The 21,074-nt window shown below is 43.5% G+C and carries 12 protein-coding genes and 1 pseudogene; 8 read left to right on the top strand and 5 right to left on the bottom strand.

Going from position 1 to position 21,074, the window contains the following annotated elements; translation table 11 throughout:
- Window positions 1-28 precede the first annotated feature (28 nt).
- The 5 genes from TY03_RS05785 to TY03_RS05765 all read left to right on the top strand — a co-directional run bounded on the left by TY03_RS05785 (window position 29) and on the right by TY03_RS05765 (window position 8,565).
- Window positions 29-1,471, top strand: a complete 1,443-nt coding sequence (locus TY03_RS05785) for a PKD domain-containing protein (RefSeq protein ID WP_042368176.1) — start codon at window positions 29-31, stop codon at window positions 1,469-1,471.
- Window positions 1,472-1,541: 70 nt separating this feature from the next.
- On the top strand, window positions 1,542-2,402 hold the full coding sequence (locus TY03_RS05780) for a glycoside hydrolase family 16 protein (protein ID WP_042368174.1): 861 nt from the start codon (window positions 1,542-1,544) through the stop codon (window positions 2,400-2,402).
- Window positions 2,403-2,413: 11 nt separating this feature from the next.
- Window positions 2,414-4,663, top strand: coding sequence for a beta-glucosidase BglX (gene bglX, locus TY03_RS05775; protein WP_042368172.1), 2,250 nt, complete (start codon window positions 2,414-2,416; stop codon window positions 4,661-4,663).
- Between the two features lie 488 nt (window positions 4,664-5,151).
- Window positions 5,152-7,629: a DUF4955 domain-containing protein gene (locus TY03_RS05770; RefSeq protein WP_230201912.1), complete on the top strand. Its 2,478-nt coding sequence runs from the start codon at window positions 5,152-5,154 to the stop codon at window positions 7,627-7,629.
- A gap of 21 nt (window positions 7,630-7,650) precedes the next feature.
- Window positions 7,651-8,565, top strand: coding sequence for a PL29 family lyase N-terminal domain-containing protein (locus TY03_RS05765; RefSeq protein ID WP_052332402.1), 915 nt, complete (start codon window positions 7,651-7,653; stop codon window positions 8,563-8,565).
- A gap of 147 nt (window positions 8,566-8,712) precedes the next feature.
- Here the strand turns inward: TY03_RS05765 and TY03_RS05760 are convergent, their stop codons facing one another.
- From TY03_RS05760 to TY03_RS05740, 5 genes are read right to left on the bottom strand one after another with little or no spacing between them, the layout of a single operon-like run.
- Window positions 8,713-10,344, bottom strand: a complete 1,632-nt coding sequence (locus tag TY03_RS05760; protein ID WP_042368168.1) for a fimbrillin family protein — start codon at window positions 10,342-10,344, stop codon at window positions 8,713-8,715.
- 16 nt (window positions 10,345-10,360) lie between these two features.
- Entirely contained in the window at window positions 10,361-11,335 is a 975-nt protein-coding gene (locus tag TY03_RS05755) for a fimbrillin family protein (RefSeq protein ID WP_187373977.1), read from the bottom strand.
- Window positions 11,336-11,378: 43 nt separating this feature from the next.
- Complete coding sequence (locus tag TY03_RS05750; protein WP_042368164.1) at window positions 11,379-12,377, bottom strand: DUF5017 domain-containing protein; 999 nt, start codon at window positions 12,375-12,377, stop codon at window positions 11,379-11,381.
- 37 nt (window positions 12,378-12,414) lie between these two features.
- Window positions 12,415-14,058 carry a RagB/SusD family nutrient uptake outer membrane protein gene (locus tag TY03_RS05745; RefSeq protein WP_042368162.1) on the bottom strand — a complete coding sequence of 548 codons (1,644 nt, stop codon included), beginning with the start codon at window positions 14,056-14,058 and terminating at the stop codon, window positions 12,415-12,417.
- 35 nt (window positions 14,059-14,093) lie between these two features.
- Window positions 14,094-17,252 carry a SusC/RagA family TonB-linked outer membrane protein gene (locus tag TY03_RS05740; protein ID WP_042368160.1) on the bottom strand — a complete coding sequence of 1,053 codons (3,159 nt, stop codon included), beginning with the start codon at window positions 17,250-17,252 and terminating at the stop codon, window positions 14,094-14,096.
- 1,099 nt (window positions 17,253-18,351) lie between these two features.
- On the opposite strand from TY03_RS05740, the pseudogene TY03_RS22825 reads away from it, so the two are divergent.
- From TY03_RS22825 to TY03_RS05725, 3 genes and pseudogenes are all read left to right on the top strand, one after another.
- Window positions 18,352-18,576: pseudogene (locus TY03_RS22825) on the top strand (fibronectin type III-like domain-contianing protein); the annotation flags it as partial.
- Between the two features lie 500 nt (window positions 18,577-19,076).
- A complete protein-coding gene (locus TY03_RS05730; RefSeq protein ID WP_042368157.1) occupies window positions 19,077-20,051 on the top strand; it encodes a phosphatidylinositol-specific phospholipase C in 975 nt (324 codons plus the stop codon).
- 156 nt (window positions 20,052-20,207) lie between these two features.
- Complete coding sequence (locus TY03_RS05725) at window positions 20,208-21,035, top strand: ROK family protein (protein ID WP_042368156.1); 828 nt, start codon at window positions 20,208-20,210, stop codon at window positions 21,033-21,035.
- Window positions 21,036-21,074: the final 39 nt, after the last annotated feature.

The following is a 21,074-nucleotide window of genomic DNA, read 5'->3' as shown; positions in this document are numbered from 1 at the left end:
AGTCACATCATTAATAAGTAAAACAGATATGAAAAATATATTTCAAACAACAGTCCTGATGCTGATCGCCCTCTTTGCCGTAGCAGCTTGTGCTCCGCAAGAAAAGGACGACTATGCATTGAATGCTTTGCCACAGGCGAGCGAACTGAACTTTACCGCTACACCGACAGCGAGCAAGGCCAATGTCATTGATCTTGCTTACGAATCGAAAATACCCGGTGTGGTTACCTGGAACTTAGGCAATGGTACCACCGTTAAGGGTGAAAGCGTAAAAGCCGAATACCCTTTCAAAGGTACGTACGTGATTGCAATGACGCTGTACACTACCGGTGGGGCGGTAACGATCACCAAAGAGGTAACGATTGCTGCCGATGATATGTCGCTCCTCGACACGCCTATGTATAATGCACTAACCGGTGGAGCTGCCAACTTAGCGGGTAAGACATGGGTCTTTGACCAGTATCACAGTGGCCATTTTGCACTCGGCCCGGCAGCAAGCACATCGCCCGAATGGTGGTCGTGCCCACCCAATGGCAAGCTGGGATGCAGTCTTTATTCTCAGGAGTTCACCTTTACGCAAGTAGGTGTCAAGTTGCAATGGAAAAACAACGGATATATCTATACCAACGACAACGGTCGCAAGGCACTCGGCATTACCGATGTAGTCGAAAATCCGGGAGGCAATGGCGATTTTGATGTGAAGTATGTGCCCAAAGCCAACTACACGTTCGCTTTGAATGAAACCGATAAGACCATCACCCTGAGCGATGGTGCTTTCTTCGGCCATTATACCGGAGCTTCGACCTTCCAAATCATGTCATTGACGAACGATGAACTCTATGTGCGTTGTATCAGTGTGGTAGAGAGTGGCAATAGCTGGTGGTATCGCCTCATTCCGAAAGAGAAGAACATAAAGCCCGTGGTTCCGCTGAAAGCCGTTTCGCTGAAAGAAGACTTTGAGGCAGCCAAGCTATCTATTAACTTCAAACGCGAGGAGATGGGGCAGTTAGACTCTATTTACAGTAATCCTGCTCCCGTTCCGGTTAATCAGTCGAAGAGGGTCTATCTGTATGAGCGTACTTCTTCGTTTTACTCCAATATCTCTTATGCGGCAACAGGATATAAATTCGATCTGACAACCGTCAACAAGGTGCGGATGAAAGTATTTATCCCCTCCTATAATGATTATACAACACCTGCAGCCGTAGCAGGCGATTGGATTGCCGTAAATACCCTACAGAAGCAGGTGGTTGTCAAACTGCAAAATAGCGAACTGGGGGGCAACGCCTGGCAAACTCAGGTTGAAGTGACGAAGGCGAACTTAACCACCGATAAGTGGCTGTCATTGGAGTTCGACTTCAGTGCGGTGAAAGATCGGCAGGATTTAGATCAGATTGTTATTCAGTTTGGTGCCGAAGGCCATGCGGCGCCGGGGTTGTTCTTCTTTGACGACTTTTCGTTCGATAAATAAAACGATAGGGGGATGGTATATACTCGCCATCCCCCTTCGGCTACTATCAAAATAATAGACTAAAATAGGTATGAAACAGATATATTTATGCTCTCTCTTATTACTTTCGGTAAATGCGTTGGCTTGTGGCAAGGGCGATGCGACTCCTTTAGTAGATCCCGATATACCCCCGGCTATGAATGTGCCTACCCCCGAGGGATATCAACTGGTTTGGAACGATGAATTCGATGCGCCTCGTTTGAGTGGCGGTAAGCCCTCCCTGCCCGATACCCAAAAGTGGTGGTACGAAACCGGAGGCGGTGGTTGGGGCAATAACGAAATTCAACACTACATTGCGGCTGTGCAGAATAAAGATACCTGTGCGCTCGTTTCCGGCGGAGTACTGAAGATTGTTGCACGAAAAGTACGTAACGAGATTCTGTCGGCTCGTATGAATACCCTTGGTAGCTGGACGTATGGCTATTTCGAAGCACGCTTAAAGTTGCCGCAAGGAAAAGGCACTTGGCCTGCTTTCTGGATGATGCCCAAGCACTTCACAACCTGGCCCGGCGATGGAGAAATCGACATTATGGAAGAGGTCGGCTATCGTGCCAATTACGTTAGCTCTTCCATTCATTGCAATACTTACAACCATGTGAATGGTACGCAAAAGACAGGCGAACAACTGGTTCCTACTGCCGAATCGGCTTTTCATGTCTATGCGCTGGAGTGGACGCCCGACTTTATCAAAGGCTTTGTTGATGGTCAATGCCATTTTACGTTTCTCAATGATAAGAAAGGAGATAAGAATAGCTGGCCGTTCAACGTTCCCTTCTATGTGAAGCTGAATCTTGCCTGGGGTGGAAACTGGGGCGGTGCGGAAGGAGTCGATGAAACCAGATTGCCGGCTACTTACGAAATTGATTATGTACGCATCTTTCAGAAAAAATAAATAGAAATAACATGAAAACATTCAAAACACTTGCAGCTTATTTGCTCTTGCTGCCTTTCGCTTCGTGTACCCAAGTGTCCGACTCGAAAGAGAAATTGATCGAGAGCAAAGTTGAAAACCTGCTTTCGAAGATGACTCTCGCAGAGAAGATCGGTCAGATGAACCAGATCAGTTCCTTCGGTAATATCGAAGATATGTGTGGTGTCATTAAAAAAGGTGAAGTAGGTTCTATTCTTAATGAGGTAGATCCCGTTCGGGTCAATGCTTTGCAGCGTGTAGCCGTCGAGGAGTCCCGGTTGGGTATCCCGTTGCTTATAGCCCGTGATGTTATACACGGTTTTAAAACGATTTTCCCGATTCCATTGGGTCAGGCGGCTACCTTTAATCCTGCTATCGTAGAGACAGGTGCTCGCGTGGCTGCTGTTGAGGCTGCTTCGGTAGGTATTCGCTGGACGTTTGCCCCGATGATCGACATAGCCCGCGACCCCCGTTGGGGACGTATATCCGAAGGATGTGGCGAAGATACATACCTCACTTCTGTTATGGGGGTTGCCATGGTCAAAGGTTTTCAGGGCGATTCGCTGAGTAACCCTTCGTCTATTGCCGCTTGCCCCAAACATTTTGTAGGCTACGGTGCCGCAGAGGGAGGGCGTGATTACAATTCGACCTATATTCCCGAGCGCCGTTTGCGCAATGTCTATCTGCCTCCTTTTGAAGCAGCCGCAAAGGCAGGAGCTGCCACCTTTATGACCTCGTTCAATGACAACGACGGAGTACCCTCAACCGGAAACTCTTTCATCTTAAAACAGGTACTTCGAAAGGAGTGGGGTTTTGACGGATTCGTCGTAACCGACTGGGCATCGGGTAAGGAGATGATTGCCCACGGTTTTGCCGCCGATGATAAAGAGGCAGCCATGAAGGCAATCAACGCCGGAGTGGATATGGAGATGGTGAGTTATACGTTTATGAATCAGTTGCCTGCTTTGGTCAAAGAGGGCAAGGTCAAAGAGGAGACAATCAACGAAGCTGTTCGTAACATTCTGCGTATCAAGTTCCGTCTGGGACTGTTCGATCAGCCCTATGTGGATGAAAAGAAGCCATCGGTGATGTATGCCGAATCTCATCTGGCAGCTGCCCGTCAGGCAGCAGTCGAATCGGCTATTCTCTTGAAAAATAGCGATCAGACACTGCCTTTGAAAGAGGGAGTGAAGACGGTGGCGATTGTAGGGCCTATGGCGCATGCTCCTTACGAACAGTTGGGAACATGGGTATTCGATGGCGAGAAATCGCATACAAAAACACCACTCGATGCCATCAAAGAGATGTATGGCGACCGTTTGAAAATCATCTACGAACCAGGATTGACGTATAGCCGCGATAAGAATATCTCGGGTGTGGCTACCGCAGCCGCTGCTGCTGCGCGTGCCGATGTAGTGCTTGCTTTTGTGGGTGAAGAGTCGATTCTATCGGGCGAGGCCCACTGTTTGGCCGATTTGAACCTGCAAGGAGCACAGTCAGAGTTGATCGCCGCATTGGCAAAAACCGGAAAACCACTCGTAACAGTAGTGATGGCAGGCCGTCCGCTAACCATCGGGCGCGAAGCCGATCTTTCCTCAGCGGTGCTTTACTGCTTTCACCCCGGTACGATGGGTGGTCCCGCACTGGCCGATCTGTTGTTTGGCAAGGCAGTGCCGAGCGGAAAATCTCCGGTTACCTTTCCTAAAATGGTCGGACAGATTCCCGTTTACTATTCGCACAACAACACCGGCCGGCCGGCTACACGCACCGAAACCCTACTCAACGATATCCCTATCGAAGCCGGACAAACCTCATTGGGATGCACCTCTTTCTATATGGATGCCGGGTTTGATGTACTTTATCCGTTCGGCTACGGTTTGTCGTATACTACATTTGCTTATAGTAACGTGCGTTTATCTGCCAAAGAACTAAAGAAGGATGAGGTGCTCACGGTAACGTTCGACCTTGAAAATACCGGAAAGTACGAAGCTACCGAGGTGGCACAGCTTTATGTACAAGACAAGGTAGGCTCTGTTACCCGTCCGGTGAAGGAACTGAAGCGCTTTACCCGCATCACATTGAAGCCCGGCGAAAAGAAAACGGTTTCTTTGGAATTGCCTGTAAACGAACTGGCGTTTTATAACATAGATATGATGAAGGTGGTAGAGCCCGGCGACTTTGGGCTTTGGGTGGCTACCGACAGTCAGAGCGGAGAAGAGTATTCATTTAAGGTAATCGATTGATTTTGTGTAAATCGTCGTTCTTAGCCTTGGAAGAATTGACCGTAGGTGCCAACCGAGAGATGTGTTTTCGATTTTTCGCAACCTGTGTAGTGATGTATGGCTGAAGGTGGAATGATTCTCTAAAGCCAAGTTTAAACAGGTAGTGGTTTGAGTAAGAGGAAGAGGGTGTTCATTTATTTAGAATGAATCACCCTTTTCAATTTAAAAGATGGGCATTAGGAGGGGTAAAGCGAAGGAAGCAATCGTACTTCATTCGAGTTTTTGATATAAAAATAAAGAATTTATAGCATTGATACTCAATATCTTAGTATGAGCCGTTCTTTATGTACAAAAGTGTATCCTTTTTGTATTTCTTTGATACATAAGTATATCTATTTCTTACGTACTTAGCATGCAAATATTGAAATGATAACTTTATGAAAAACGTTAATTCACCGAACCTTTGTTTTATATGTATTTATATTATTTTGCTTTCTTTGCAAAGCTGCATGAAAGACAATGATTTACAATTAGAAACGGCTCTTTTAAAAGAGCGTGTTACAACTCTGGAAACGGCAATGGAGCAGATGACTGCTTCCGTACTTGGTCTGCATTACTTGCAGCAGGGGCAGCAAGTAGTTGGGGTTACCCCTATCGAAAAAGGATATAAAGTGGAGCTTGCCAATGGGCAATCTCTTAATCTTTTGAGTGCCGAAACAGTAAACGGTTTGGTGCCGTTATTGCGAATCAGTCCGGAAGGTTATTGGATGTATAGTACCGATCAGGGCATAAAGTACATGGCTATGGTTGACGGTGAGGGCCGGCCTGTTAAAGCGTATCCTACGAATAGCGAAGGAAAACCCGTGAGGTCACCCCAGATGCGTATCAGCAATGATGGCTATTGGCAAGTTAGTTACGACAACGCTATCACTTTTGATTATCTGATGCAGAATGATAGTAAAATTAATGCTTATCTGGGAGAGAGTAGCAACTCGGTATTTAGTAGTGTAATATATGATACCGTTCGACAAGAGCTCATTCTGACTCTTAATGCGGATAATGGACAGCTACGTTTTCCTGTCATCAATACGTTTTATCTGCGAATAAAGGGAGCTGAAGCGGAGCAGATTTTTCCTCTTGGGGAGACTCGTGTGTATGAAGTGGAGCAGAGTGAGGTAGAAGAAGTCGTTATTCAAGCACCAAAAGGCTGGAAGGCGATATTGGTCGAGAAAGAACTTCGGTTGACTTCTCCTGACGAGACCGTTGCCGAGCAAAAGGAGCAGATTCAAATTACCATTATCTCACCCAAGCGTTATATAAAGGTAGTTACCGTCCAAACTAAGTTGCTCACGACTAAGTTCGATGCCAATGCTTGTAAAGCTTGGAACGAGTATATAACCGGCAGTCCGGAAAATGTATTACTTGATTTCTCGTATGCCGGCTATAAACATGGTGAAGTGGCTCCTCCTGATGTTTATACATTAGGATATAAAGTCTTTAATGTTAAAGATTACGGAGCTGTACCGAATGATGCACTTTCCGATCGTGAGGCTTTTTATAAAACGTTGGAGGCAGCTGGAGCCACAAGAGTACAGATGGCAGATGGTGCAACACGTTTTCTGGGCAATACGAACGCCATCATTTACTTTCCCGAAGGCGAATATACATTGCAAGGGGAGGGGGAAAGCAATAAAATGATTCACCTTACGATGGGCAACTTTGTCATTAAAGGTGCCGGACGAGATAAAACCATCTTGCGCATGGATACAGAGAACACATCACTTACCAGCAATGAGTTATGGAGTCCCTCTGTGATGCTTACTATCAAACATTATAGTGGTCTTTCTGATTTAACTACGATAACAGAAAATGCACCAAAAGGTAGTTTTACTGTCAAGGTAGCCTCTACACTCGGCATCGGTGTCAATGATTGGGTATGCCTTACGTTGAAAAATAATACCCCGGAACTAATCACGAAGGAGCTGGTACCCCATCCTGTTGCAGATTTATTACCGAACAACGAGATGATCTTGAGTGGGGTATCGGTCCTCGATTATCATCAAGTAAAATCGATCAGTGGTAACTCAATAACTTTCGCAGAGCCTCTCATGCATGAGGTTGAATCCAAATGGGGTTGGAAAATTCAGAAATATCCGCATTATGAGAATGTAGGAGTAGAGGATTTGACCCTTCAAGGAAGAGCAAAGGCGGGATTCATACATCAGGGATCAGCCTCCTATACCGGCGGGTTTAAGCCTCTTGAAATGGTACGACTCACAAACTCGTGGATACGCCGAGTCAATTTTGTAAGTGTTAGCGAAGCACTTACTATGAATAGCTGTGCTAACTTGTCAGCTTATGATTTAAGAATTAGTGGAGAACGTGGGCACTCGGCCATTCGTTCGGCTGCTTCATCGCGTGTCTTTATAGGTAAGGTAGTCGATCAAAGTGATGGTTACCTTCCACTGAGTCCGACTACTGTTGACTTGAGCAACTATGTGATAGGTGCTGGTCAGCATCATGCTTCGGGAGTATCCAAACAAAGCATCGGAACAGTTCTCTGGAGGTTGAAGTGGGGTTCAGATAGTAATTTTGAAGCCCATGCCACACAACCGCGTGCTACCCTGATTGATGCTTGTGAAGGATCTTTTATTGCCGGCCGTCAAGGAGGAGACCAATCGCAGTTACCTAACCACTTGGATGACCTTATTCTTTGGAATATGAATGTTTCTAAAGTAGGTTACGCATCCGGATGGAACAATCAATTTATGTGGTGGGATCCTAGCTCTACCTGGCTGAAATGTATGCCTCCCGTACTCATAGGCTTTCATGGAGCGGCTGTTGATTTTAGTGAAACCTTCAAACAGCGCAGCCAGTACAAACGATTAGAATCGCAGGGAAATCCTGTAATTCCTTACTCGCTCTATGAAGCACAGCTACGTGTTCGTCTCGGGTATGTACCTGCCTGGTTAAATTCATTGAAATAATCATTTTAAATAATACACTATATGAAAAAGAGTTGCTACATGCTTTTGTTTGCTGTCATTTGCCTGGCAGGATGCAAGGATACGGATAACAGTAATTTAAGGGCGGATATAGAAGAACTGAAGATGCGTATTAGCGCCTTGGAGATAAAAACGGGTGAGTTGAATAACAATATCAAAGCCATAAGAGAATTGACCAAAGAAGGAATGACTATTACTGAAGCCATTGCTCAAAATGGCATTTATACTCTTACACTGAGTGATGGAAGTACCGTTCGGTTGGTAGAGAAAACGGCAATTGACGGATCAGTACCCTTCATTGGTATTAATTCTGAAGGTAACTGGCAAGTGAGTTATGATGCAGGAGCAACTTATGTTTTGTTGAAAGGATCCGATGGCCAGCCGGTTCAAGCTCGTGGTAAAGATGGAATAACTCCTGTTTTTCGCATCAATGGCGAAGGATATTGGCAGGTGAGTGATGATGGCGGAACCAGTTATCGTTCGGTTACAGATGAGAAAGGGAATCCGGTAAAAGCAGTAGTAAGCGCTGCTACAGACAATACCTTCTTTACTCGTGTCACGCCGACCGAGAAATCATTGGATATCGTGCTGAAAGACGGAACGGAACTTTCTATCCCCATCATCAAAAATTTCTTTTGTTACTTTGATGCTCAATATCAAGGTATACAAACTATTCGTGCAGGATCTTCAACAACCTTTAACGTATATATTAAAGGAGTCGAAAACACGATCGTTACTGCTCCCGATGGTTGGAAAGCTATGCTAGGAGCACCCAATGCTGATACAAATATCGCGATACTCACGGTTGTCGCTCCCGTTGCTACCCGGGCTGTGGCCGACAATACGAAAGATGTATCGATTCTTGCCGTGGCAGGTACTTTTGCACAACTAGCTAAACTGCAAGTTCAGTTAAAGTAACCGAGTTACTTGCCTCTTACTACCTAAAAGGGTCCGATAAAATAATTTATTTTATCGGACCCTTTTAGGTAGTAACTTCTTTGTGTGGGAGGGGTTCAAGAAGTTTTGTGCTTCAATAAAGGCTTGTAAGCAAATGACTAATCGTTGCTATACGCTAGGAACCTCACTCTGATCTATTTTGATTAACTTCACATCAGTAATAGTAAAGGTTGGGCGGGGAGTGATGGTTCCATTGGTGCCCGGTACAAACCTTAATTGCATATTATCAAATGCACTTGTACTTAAATTGAGAGACGATTTCTTTGCATCAGCAGGAGGGGCTCCACCGGTATTTGACGTGATCATGTTAAAATCATAATAAATAGTTCGATCGTACCAAGTATCTGCTTCGGCAAGAGGGCTCATTCCTATATTCCCGGTTTTCTGGTCTGCAGTCAGAAAGAACCAATTGTCACCTGCTATTGCTGAATGAGAGCTTCTGATAAAGATACGTAAATCAGCTTTGGGTGCTGTAGCCTTTACTTTAAACGTCAATTTATAGAACCCCGGTTCGTAAACCTCTTTGCGGTGAAAGCCGACAGAGCCCTTATACCAGCTTGCTTGGGGAGCTGCGTGTGTAAACTCAATTACTTTTCTATAGGTGGCATCATCCTTCAATGTGGCTGTAAAGTCGGTTGCCAATGCATCTTTTTGTGAATTCCAATGGGACGATGCGGTGGGAATTGCGGCACTATACTCATTCCCTGTGTTGTATATAGCCAAAACTGTTGCATTGCTAATCGGGGTGCTTACTAGGTTTATAACGACTTCGCTGCCGTTGCCGGCAATTGCTTCAGACTCTCCCCAAGGATCAATCGTTAGATCGGCTTTAGGAATTTCGATACTGTTTTTGGGCAATCCAATATTAACATTGATCAATCGATACTTACCGGATTCGTAAGTTACCTCTGTGGAGTATTGGAATTCATAATCTTTAGCATTATCTCCTACGCCATTGACTGCTACCAGTGGAGTTTCTTTGGCAATACTTTGCGCAGGAACTACAGCACGATATACGAAAGGAGCGTTAACCATCTCGGTTTCTTTGACTAAATAGTACATCTTAACACTTGTTGGTTGCTCGTTAGTATTCACTGTTGCAGCGGCCATGTTGGCCATAATGTTAAGCTTAGATCCTACTTTAACGCCTTTTAATACTACCGAAGAGGGTTGTTTAGTCACCATATTTCCTGCCACTTTTACCTCTACCATGGCAAATAAATGTTTGAAAACTAATGGAGTAGTGGTGGCATCCGCATTTACTGTTACATTTTTTGCGGCCAGTACATCACTGAGTCCGTAGTCAGTTCCTTCGCTTGTGCTTTGATCGGTTTTTGCTGCAATGTTGATTTGGGTTGGATCAGTTACCCCTTCTTGGTAAGGGTAGTAGGCATAATAATCATATGCTTGTCCGTCTGTTGCGTAAATTTCGCTCCCTTGAGCAGCCACCCATTTATTGCCGGTCAGCATGTATTTGGCGTTGGTTGCGATAGCACCCGATGTTTCCCCCCTTTTGTAAACAAAGATACCTACTGCATCGCCTTCCATCCAGGAAGTCGTTCGTCCGGCATCTGTTCCGGTTACAGTACGCGATTGAACGGTCATGCCGCTCAAAGTCATTTCAAATTGTACAGGCTTTCCTTCCATAGGAAGTTGTTCTTTGCCTGTTTCTTCGCTACATGCTGTCAATGCCAAAAGCACTAGAGCGATCATCATGAGATAAGTTGTCTTTCTTGTCATAAAGTTGTCTTTTTTTTTAGTTAGTTTTAAATAGTAAAGATTGGGTTTCTTGCCCGTCTCCATTGATAGTTCCTCCCTCTTCCCAATTAATGATGGGCGATGATTGTACCTTTATATCCAAACCGTCTTTGGCTATGGTCGTGTCAAATCGGTACTCTGTACCTCCTTGCAGTGATTTAATAGATTGTTTTACTTCGTATAAGTAGCTTTTGTTTTTTCCCAGAGCAGGTAGTAGTATCATCACCTGATAACCCGTTGTGTCGAACGTTGGCATAACGAAGCCATTGGCTGTGAGACTTGTTTCTCCACTAGTCAAAGGGAGCGTCATACTTGTTTTTCGGGTTATAAGTGAAATGTCCAGATAGACTGCATGCTGCCGAAAACTGCCTCGTACTGCATTAAAATACCCCGAACTGGGAAATCCTTTAAGTACAATGCCTAAGCCGTTTAAGTCGTTTTCATTCATCCCATCGGCGACTCGGAATTTAAAGGATAATTTACTCAATACCGGGTGCAGGTTAAGTCTGGCCTTGCGAGCATCCTTGTTGAGACTCGATATGCGGCTATAAAGCAAGCCGGTGCTCGGGATATTCTTTTGATTGCTAAGGTTGATGGCCACAAGACTGTCGTCACGTGTTTCCATATAAGGATAATATGCGGCAATGTCTACCCGCTCGCCTTCGGGCGAATAGTAAAGTAGTGAATCGTTAGATTGAGGTATGAAATAATCTTGGTCGTTCCGCTTGTTGGCTGAGTAACGTATATTGCTGTACGGGGTAATGATGCGGTCACTACCTTCGGCCAACATATATACACCAATGGTTTCGCCCCTGTTCCAGATACTTCCCACACCACTGGCATCGTAAGAAAAGGCTTTGCCGACAATGATCGCCGGATAGGCTTTACTCAAATCGGTACGGTCATCTTGCTTGTCTTGGCAAGCCATTAGCGAGGCTACTACTACAAATAGGTATATGATTCTTTTTTTCATTAGATAGAAGTACATGATGTATTATTTTTAGTAGGTGATTAATTTATTGTTTTGTTGGACGCTCTTTTACGGTGAAGGTTATCTCTTTTACCACATGGGTCGAATTCCACTTATTGCTGTTGGTAGCAACAAAAGATGCTGTATAAGTGCCAGGCTTTGAGTACATAAATTGGTAGTTTGCTAATCTGGCATTAATACTTTTGATGGCTATGCCGCGGTCAGGTTGCACGCTGGTGAAATCTAACTTTTGACTCACCATCCATATATCGATACTGTCTTTCTGATGGTCGCTTGTTGGTTGAAACAGCAAAGACGCTTTGGCTACATTATATTTCTGTTGAGAAGTCGATTTCACAAAGACCGGTTTAAACCCCCATTCACTCACTAAATCTGTTATGCTTTGTATGTTCTTATCGGGTTCTCGCTTTTCCATTCTTAGATTGGTGATGTCGATGCGTGGCTGACCCGCATATCTTGTACCGGTGTGTGCGGCTGCCGCGTAGCGAAACGCAAAGAAGATACGCTTGTCCTTGTAGGGTGTCAGATCGGTAGCGGTATAGTCTATGTTCGAAAGAGTCGAGTTTGTTTTGGGGATGGGTACCTGCAATTGTCCCGGCTCTGTCCCGCTCAGTTCGGTCCAGTTGGCCGCAGAGATACCATTGGGCGTATAGTTTCCATCGAAGTCTTCCGAAATAAGCACATGTAGTATGGCTTTGTTGCTGTAGTCTGCCGGGTCGCTATAGTTCTGTCTAGCGGTGTATGACACGCCCAAACTGTCTAACTCGAGTTTGGTACGGTTGCTGTTGGCATATTTGCTACCGTATTCGCCCGAGAAGAAACTGAGGTAATCGGGATTTCCTTCGAACTCGAAGGTAACAAATTCATCGGTATAAATTGTATTGATATCGTTTTGTAGGCGTAGACCGAACACGACATTGTCAACACTGTTACGGTCGCAACCGATCAGGAGTAATATCAGGCTAAGCATACCAATGCTTGCTTTCTGCCGGTTGATGTGAATATATGGACTTGTTTTTTTCATCTTATTTCGTTATTTCTGTTTTATTGAGTGGCTGTAGTTACCAGTTGGGCGCTTGGCCGCAAATAGGATTCGTGTTCAGCTCGATTTGTGGAATAGGCATATAAAGATGCCTGATGCCAATGTTGATAGCCGGAGTAGCATGTACATCGTCATATTGGTATCCAATGGGTTGCCTGTTAATATCCACTCCCTGATCTTTTAATAAGTTTATTTGGTCGAAATAGAACTGTTCGCCCATGCGGCGCAACTCCATACGGCGAGGAACTTCAAAGCAAAGCTCTCGGGTACGTTCTTCAAAGATGAATCGGCGCAGTGCTTCTTTATCAACGTAGTCGGCTAGTTGAATAAGAGTAGCTCCTGCCCGTCCGCGTATCAGGTTAATCGCGTCGATTACCTCTTGCGAGGGGCCAGACATTTCGTTAGATGCTTCGGCAATCATCAACAGCACATCAGCATATCTCATAATCGGATAGTTGATCGAAGAGTTATTACGTGCCCACGGACGTATCGGATCATATTCGGCTCGCCACTTGCCTGGATTGCGTGTAGCCGGTATTTTTTCGTATGTAATTTTTTGTGCTTCGGTCAGATATAACTTCTCTATTCTCTTTGTCTGTTCATTTCTTTTATAACTGTAGTCGGCAAAGTTCCACCATTTGCGTGCGTCGCCGGTCGGCTCATACAGTCGAAATAGAATGCGGGTAGCATTGTACCAAGCATAGGCAAAAGGCACATCCGGGTCATCTACTTGTCCTTGCGATATGCCGTTGTAAAGCCCTACCTTTCCACTTTCGTTACTTTTTTCCAATCCGTTGCCGTAAAATTCTACTTCGAACATACTTTCGCGTGCAGTCAAGTCGTATTTATTAGAACACATATTGATAAACAATGCGATGTAACCATTCTTACCATCTGTTTCGGGATAGAGGCTGTGTAGTTTACTGTCTCGTACTTTTCGGGCATAACTCAAGGCTTTATCCCAAGTGTTTGCATAGGTGGGGTAGCCTGATTGCCAAAGGTAAGTGCGTGCAAGCAGGGCCTGAACAGTTGTACGAGAAATGCGTCCCGGTGTATTCAGGGAGGTGGCGGGTAGACAGCCGGATTCGGCTTCCGACAAGTCTTTGATAATTTGATTGAAAACATCTTGTTGTGGCGATTTCTTCAGTAACTGCGTACTTAGGTCACGAATGGAGGTTATCCGCAAAGGCACTTCTCCCCAAAAACTGAGCAAGTTCATGTAAAATACAGCCCTTAATGCTTTAGCTTCGGCTATGAACATGGCTTTCTTGCTAGCACCGCCACACTCTTTATCGGTACGTTGAGAAATCAGATCCATATAATCATTGGCACGATTTACACCCATATAAAGTGCGCGCCATGTGTTGTTGAGTGTAGCATCGGTATTGTTGTAGGTATACATACTGACTTGCAGGTTGTTTTTCCCATATTCACGGTTATACACTAGGATGTCAGTGCCCGAATCAAGGTCGCCCCATAGGTTTTGTCCGTAAACATCACTGTATCCCAATACATCATATACACCTGCCAGACCCGACATACAACTGGCTTCATTGCGGTAAAGATTACTTTCTCCCAGTTGATCATAAACGGATGTATCGAGGAAGTTGCACGAACTGCAAAGTCCGAGGAAGAGAAGAAGTGTAGAGACTAATTTTCTCATAGTTGTAAATTTATTCTGTATTCAACATTCTTTTATTAAAAGCCTACTTTGACACCAAATGTATAAGATACGGTTCTGGGATAAGACGAATAGTCGAATCCGCGTGTCATAGCAGAATTACGGGTGGATACTTCCGGATCATATCCGGTGTATCGAGTGAAAGTAATCAGATTTTCGCCTGAAAGATAGATGCGTAACGAACGCATTTTCAAATTTCGCAATAACTTTGGCTGAAAGTTGTAACCTATCTGCAGGTTCTTCAGCCGTAAAAATGAGGCATCCTCTATTTCACGGTCAGTATTAATAGATAGACTTCGGTTTGCGGCAGGCAGATAGTTGGTGTAGTTGCCCGGTGTATAGGTACCATCGCCATTATCTATTCGAGGAGTCCAGTGGTTAACAACACTAGCCAGCTGATTGAAATTCTTTCCGCGCATTGTTTCCAATCTTGTTCTGTTGTAGTTAATCACATCGTTGCCGTACGACCATTGAAAAAAGATGTTTAGATCGAATCCTTTCCATTCAAAATTGTTGGTGAAACCGCCCGTGTGAATAGGAAGTCCATGGCCAATGATGGTCTGATCTTCGGCTGTTACCTGTCCGTCACCGTTCAAGTCTTTTAGCTTAACGTCACCGGGTTTGATATTGGTGCGTTCTTGGGTATTGTTGGGTATAAGCGGCTTCAATACAAAAGTATTGGGTGCAATTTCGTCAAAGTCTTCGTACTGATACACGCCATCGTACACATAGCCATACATTTCCGATAGTGGTCGGCCTACTTTGCCGATATAGTTATTCGGTGCAACCACGCTTGCGAACCGGCTGTCTTGATCGCCGGTCAGTCCGGTCACCTTGTTCTTATTGAACGAGATGTTAAAGTTAGTTGTCCACTTGAATCGCCCATTCTCTCCTTGTATATTGACGGTATTAATAGAGATCTCCAATCCGCGGTTATTCACGCTTCCGATGTTTTGTTGCACAGATGTGAATCCGAATGAACCGGGTACTTCGGCAAAGAGCAGCAAGTCTTTTGTATTCTTACTATATACCTCTATCTCTCCATTGATACGATTTTTGAACAAGCCGAAATCCAGTCCGATATTGGTTTGATACGTTGTTTCCCATTTCAGCGATTTATTGGCTATTTGACTGATATAGACTGCCGGCAATAATGTGTTGTTAAAGGCATAATTCTGATCGGTAGCGTACAGCCTCAAAGAGGGGTAGTTGTTTTGGGTGTTGTTATTACCCGTTGCCCCCCATCCTGCACGCAGTTTGAGGTTAGATATAAACGTATTTTTTAAGTTAAGAAACGGTTCGTCAGAGAGTCGCCATGCAAATGATAGCGACGGAAAATACCCCCATTTGTTGTAAGGAAAACGCGATGATCCATCGGCGCGTACCGTAGCGGTGAAGAGGTAGCGTGAGCTCCAATCGTAGTTGAGGCGGGTAAAGAACGATAGTAGTTTGTTTTCAATATTAGTGGTAGTAATGTTTCTCGGAGTTCCGTTATCAATGCCCCAATATCCCAACTCTTCGAAAGGATCCAGAATGGATTGTGCCCCCTGCACAGTTATTTGTTGGCTGTTGAGAGAGCTACCTATCAAACCGGTGAAATTGTGTTTGGCAACTCGTTTTTTGTAAGTTAGGGTATATTCGTTCGACCAGCCATCTGCTTCTCTGTCGGTAAACGAACCGTTCACTCCATTGGCCGAATATCTCGAGTCACCCTGGTAGGTATTTGAATTGTAGAATGCTTGACGACTGTTTCGTTGCCAACTGTAAGCAAAGGTAGCTCTGAAACTCAGATCTTTTCGTATGTCCCAATTCAGATAGGTGTTCAGGTTCAACTGTCTGGTATTGTTTCTATCGTATATATTCTGAATCGTTTCTAACGGGTGGTACGGATATGTGCCTGTTACATCTATCACCTCTTCGAATAAATTGTCTTTTTCGGTTGGAACAAATGGGCGATAGGCTAATACTTGATAAAGGAAATATTGAGCCGTTCCGCCGCCCGATTGTGAGGGAGCCGAACCGTTAGAGGTATTGTTGGCAAAATTGACTGTAGCTCCGAATTTTAGCTTTTTGCTGATGTTCTGGTCTAAGGTAACGCGTGCCTTCAAGCTTTGGTATGATGATTTGATGATTACTCCTTGTTGATTGTAATAAGAGATACTGGAGCTGTAGCGAGTGTTTCTGCTACCTCCCGAGAGCGAGAGTTGGTGACTGGTGAGCGGTGCTGTACGAAATACCTTTTCTTGCCAGTTATTATAAGGAATGTTCTCGTAATCATCCAATGTTCGGTTACGCCCCAGTTGCTCGCTGTATCCGAAATAGGTTTGGTCAAGCTCATCCTGTGTCATAAGTTCTTTTTGTAGGGTAACGAACTGTTTCCCGTTCATAACCTCCAAGTACCGAGGGCGGGATTGCCACGAAACAAAGCCATTGTAGGTTATCTGTGGTGCACTCTCTTTTCCCCGCTTGGTATTGATGATGATGACTCCGTTGGCACCTCTTGCACCATAGATTGCTGTGGCAGAGGCATCTTTCAATATATCCATCGATTCGATATCATTGGGGTTATAGGCTGCTGCATTAGGGTCGTCGGTAGCAAAGCCATCGATTACATACAAAGGAGAACCATCTGCACTATCTGAAATGGTATTGCTTCCTCGAATAACGATGCTCGAACTTGATCCGGGCTGTCCATCGCCGCTTACTACTTGAACACCGGCTACACGACCACCTAAGGCTTGATCAAAAGAGAGTGCTGAGGTTTTGTTCAACTCGTCCATGTCGACCTTGCCGACTGCTCCGGTGAGATCTCCCTTTTTAACATTGGCATACCCAATGGCAACTACCTCATTTAGTAAGACACCGTCTTCTTTGAGTGCCACATCGATCACTTTTTTGTCGCCTACGGTTATTTCTGTGGTGGCATAACCAATAAACGAAACAACGATAACCGACCTCTTGTTAGGTACCTCAATTGAGTATTTACCGTACAAATCGGTAATGGTGCCTGCTGCCCCGTCTTTTACTTTGATATTGGCTCCGATCAAGACTTCTTTTGCTTCGTCGGTAATGGTACCGGTAATTTTGATTTGTGCTTGTGAGGCAGCAGACGAAAGAAGTAAAACAAGTAAAATGATACTTGGCTTTCTGAAATTCGTGAATAAGTTTTGTTTCATAATATAAATTTAAACTTAAGATTACATGAGTCTCTTTTTGAAAAGCGTGTTACAGTTCTGTTATTTCCTAGTAGATTTGTCTGTAAAGGCTTTAAACGTTTTTTTCATTTTCTCATAGATTCTCATACATAGCTTTGTGCAAATATCAGGGATATTCATAGACTAACATAGTGATAATAGTACAGAAAAGGTATACTTTTGTACATTATTAATAATCAGAATGTGTTGTAAAATAGAGTGTTATGTGTTTTTTGGGTCTTTGCGTCGTGCGCTGAAGGATTGTATGCCCTTTCACTAAGGGGCTACAGATAAAAGGCCTGTAAATATCTCAAGTTTGGGATTTAGAGTGGCAACGTAATGTTTGATATAAAAAAGGCTTTGAGGCATTTCTGTATTTCATGGATTACCTATACTGGGCTTGTGGATTTTGTTTCCAGTTCTCACTAGAAGTTCCATCTTTTGGGTATGGTAAAGATGGGAAACACAAAATATGCTACTAAAAAATGGAGGAAGTTCTGCTAAAGCAATCATTGGAAAACAAAAGAGTTCAAGGTCTATAAGGTGTAGTCGTCGTTACAGATGTCACTACGCGATAGCTGATTCAACCCTCTGAGGTACAGATTTCAGGCTGTTTTTTGTCGACGTAGAAAGAATAAATGTTGGAAAGTCTTAGTAGCAACCGATGTAACACTGGACTTCATGCTAGCCTACGAGATTTATGTAATACGATGGTCTATATAGGTTTTCTTTGCAGATTGGAAAAGAATATTGGGATTGGATGATTATTCTGCACGAGATTTTTTTTCTCAAATTCCACACATCTCACTCGTTATGATACGCTATAGTTTGCTCGCTTCAATAAAGAGACTCCATGGCTACGAAACAATTGGGGTACTCTTTGCTCATATTTACGATGGAGTACATGAGTTAACTGTGATCGAAAAATATGAGCCATTATATACGAAGTGGTAGCAGTGATTGCTGAACTTATTAGTGCGCCTCTGAAGAACTGATTATTTAAATTATCGAAAGTGACAAACGTCTCGCAGCACTCCGAATATATGCTCAAACGGCATGAATTCTAAATCCGAAACTTGAGTCATATACTACATTTTCTTATAGCAATGTGCGCTTATCTGCCAAAGAACTGAAGAAGGATGAGGTGCTAACGGTGACCTTCAACCTTGAAAACACTGGAAAATACGAAGCTACCGAGGTGGCACAACTTTATGTATAAGATAAGGTAGGCTCTGTTACCCGTCTGGTGAAGGAGTTGAAACGCTTTACGCGCATCACTTTGAAGCCCGGCGAAAAGAAAACTGTTGAACGAATCAATACTCCCAATCATTTGATAGTTAAGTTTTTCCTTCAAACAACTGCTTTTTTAGCTTTTCTATTAAATGTTTTGGATGGACTCTTTATATCGCCTACAGATAATGATGATGAATCTCTCATTTTGTGAGAAAGAATTCCGGATTGACTTTTCTATTCGTCAGATGAACTTTTTTATTGCATAAGTATTCTGCATACGGTTTGTTTGCATTTTTGTAACTATAAAGGCCTGTTTCCGAGTATGATTCAATACTTGGAGAAATATAAAATCTACCCTTTTGTACTCATTTATATCTATGACGAAAGATGTTTCCACGCTTTTGGTGCAATTACTCAGGGACAAATGAGAAACGCAAAACTGTTACTGGAAAATGCTAATATTCTAAGCATTAGAATTTTCGCAAATTGAAGAACTAAATGCGCAATTTGGGACGAATAAGGAAATCAAACCACTTATTTTTGTATCATTCAAAAAGAATAAAGTAATAGTTTATGAAACGAAAGTGGTTGCAAATATCTTATTCCTTGGCTCTGCTTATATCTGGGTTGAGTTTTCCTACTTATGCGGCAGATGGCGCCTTGCAAAGCACAAAAGCCATTGTGAGTAAAACTGAGTGGATGAAAGGTCTTCTTGATACGCTTCCGGTGTGTAGAATCTCGATACCGGGTACGCACGATAGCGGTTCTATCAAGGGTGGAGTCATGTTAGAGACACAGACTTTGGGCATTGTGGAACAATTAAATCAAGGTATTCGTGCTTTTGATATCCGTTTGCAGAAGAAGGATACTAAATTGGGAGTCTTTCATAGCCATGCTTTTCAGGAAATATATTGGGAGAGCGAGGTACTGCCTGCTTTTATTCATTTTTTAAAGGCGCATCCCTCTGAAACATTGATCGTGTCATTGAAAAAAGAAGGAGGGGAGCTGGCTGATTACTCTTCTTTATTATCTGCTTCTTTGAAGAATTCGGCTAATGCTTATTACTTCGTTGTAGATTTTCGCTCGGATCTGAGGTTAAAAGACTGTCGAGGGAAAATTCTTTTTTTTCATAGGGATCGTGCGATGGATGATTATCCAGGAGCTGCCTGCACTAATTGGATAGATGATGCTACTTGTCTGATGACACTCCGTGATAGAAATGGAGAGGAGGGGCATGCGTTACTTGAAGATGAATATCAATATGAGTCTGGTGAGGGTGCCGGAAAGAAAATAGAAGTATGTATCAATAACCTCAACCGGGTATCAGAGGAGTCAGTTACTTTGACTCGATGGGGGATTACTTTTCTGAGCGCTACTGGCTTACCCTTTGGAACACCTTTGGTTTTTGCAAATAAAGTAAATAAGCCCGTGGCTAACCATTTAATGGCAGGCAGTAAACGGAATTGTGGCATTGTTTTTATCGATTTTACGGGTGGACAGGGTGGACGAAAATTGGTGGAATATCTGATAAACAGTAATTTTAACTGATCTGTAAGCGATGTTTTCGTGATATTAAATAATAGGCTCTCTTTCGAAAAACTTACTTGTTTACGCAAAATGAAGATTTTAATGCGCAATTGAGCCCTCGGAAAGAACTGCTTAGTTTTAATTTTGTATACGTCAAGATTCTTAATATAATATACTATGAAATTGTCAATTGATTTAGGAGGTACTAATATTCGCATAGCGCAGGTGGAAAATGGCAGATGCCTGAAGAAAGCGTCTGCTGTCTGTCCGGCACGGCAAAGTGCTTCCAAAGTACTTAGCCGACTCTTTCAGCTTATTGAAAGCATGATGAATGAACAAGTCAATGGCATTGGCGTAGGGGTTCCTTCTATTGTTGATCCGAAAAAAGGAATAGTGTATAATGTTGCTAATATATCTTCTTGGAAAGAAATATATTTGAAAGACATTATGGAAAAGGAGTTTAAGCTACCGATTGCTATAAATAATGATTCTAATTGCTTCACTTTGGGGGAAAGTCTGTTTGGTGCTGGTCAGCCTTATACAAATATGGTAGGGGTTACTATTGGTACGGGTGTAGGAGCGGGCGTCATCATTAATCGTCGCCTATATTATGGGCAATACATGGGAGCTGGTGAAATCGGTTCGCTTCCTTATCTTGATGCTGATTTTGAACGATATTGCAGTAGCTTTTTCTTTAAACGGTACCATACGACCGGCGCGGCAGTTTTCGAAAGGGCTAAGAAGGGTGATGCCGCAGCATTGGAGGTCTGGAGAGAATTTGGCTCACATTTGGGCTGTCTAATGAAAGCAATTCTTTTTACGTATGCTCCTCAGGCAATTGTATTGGGTGGAGGGATTGTTTCAGCTTTCCCTTTATTTAAAACTGCAATGCAGGAGACGATGCAAAGCTTTCCTTATGAGGTTATGTTGAACAACGTGAAAGTGATTCCTTCATATTTAGAGGATGCGAGTTTACTTGGAGCTTCTGTATTATTTGATGAATAATCCAGATAAATGTAAGCTTTATATTGAATGAAAATATTA

The sequence above is a fragment of the Bacteroides neonati genome (assembly GCF_000499785.1).
GTDB lineage: Bacteria > Bacteroidota > Bacteroidia > Bacteroidales > Bacteroidaceae > Bacteroides > Bacteroides neonati.
This window is presented reverse-complemented; position numbering and strand designations above follow the sequence as displayed.

Bases quoted from the DNA above. Each gene is read 5' to 3' on its own strand.
- TY03_RS05785 (WP_042368176.1), top strand. From the start codon at position 29: ATGAAAAATATATTTCAAACAACAGTCCTGATGCTGATCGCCCTCTTT.
- TY03_RS05780 (WP_042368174.1), top strand. From the start codon at position 1,542: ATGAAACAGATATATTTATGCTCTCTCTTATTACTTTCGGTAAATGCG.
- bglX (WP_042368172.1), top strand. From the start codon at position 2,414: ATGAAAACATTCAAAACACTTGCAGCTTATTTGCTCTTGCTGCCTTTC.
- TY03_RS05770 (WP_230201912.1), top strand. From the start codon at position 5,152: ATGAAAGACAATGATTTACAATTAGAAACGGCTCTTTTAAAAGAGCGT.
- TY03_RS05765 (WP_052332402.1), top strand. From the start codon at position 7,651: ATGAAAAAGAGTTGCTACATGCTTTTGTTTGCTGTCATTTGCCTGGCA.
- TY03_RS05760 (WP_042368168.1), bottom strand. From the start codon at position 10,344: ATGACAAGAAAGACAACTTATCTCATGATGATCGCTCTAGTGCTTTTG.
- TY03_RS05755 (WP_187373977.1), bottom strand. From the start codon at position 11,335: ATGAAAAAAAGAATCATATACCTATTTGTAGTAGTAGCCTCGCTAATG.
- TY03_RS05750 (WP_042368164.1), bottom strand. From the start codon at position 12,377: ATGAAAAAAACAAGTCCATATATTCACATCAACCGGCAGAAAGCAAGC.
- TY03_RS05745 (WP_042368162.1), bottom strand. From the start codon at position 14,058: ATGAGAAAATTAGTCTCTACACTTCTTCTCTTCCTCGGACTTTGCAGT.
- TY03_RS05740 (WP_042368160.1), bottom strand. From the start codon at position 17,252: ATGAAACAAAACTTATTCACGAATTTCAGAAAGCCAAGTATCATTTTA.
- TY03_RS05730 (WP_042368157.1), top strand. From the start codon at position 19,077: ATGAAACGAAAGTGGTTGCAAATATCTTATTCCTTGGCTCTGCTTATA.
- TY03_RS05725 (WP_042368156.1), top strand. From the start codon at position 20,208: ATGAAATTGTCAATTGATTTAGGAGGTACTAATATTCGCATAGCGCAG.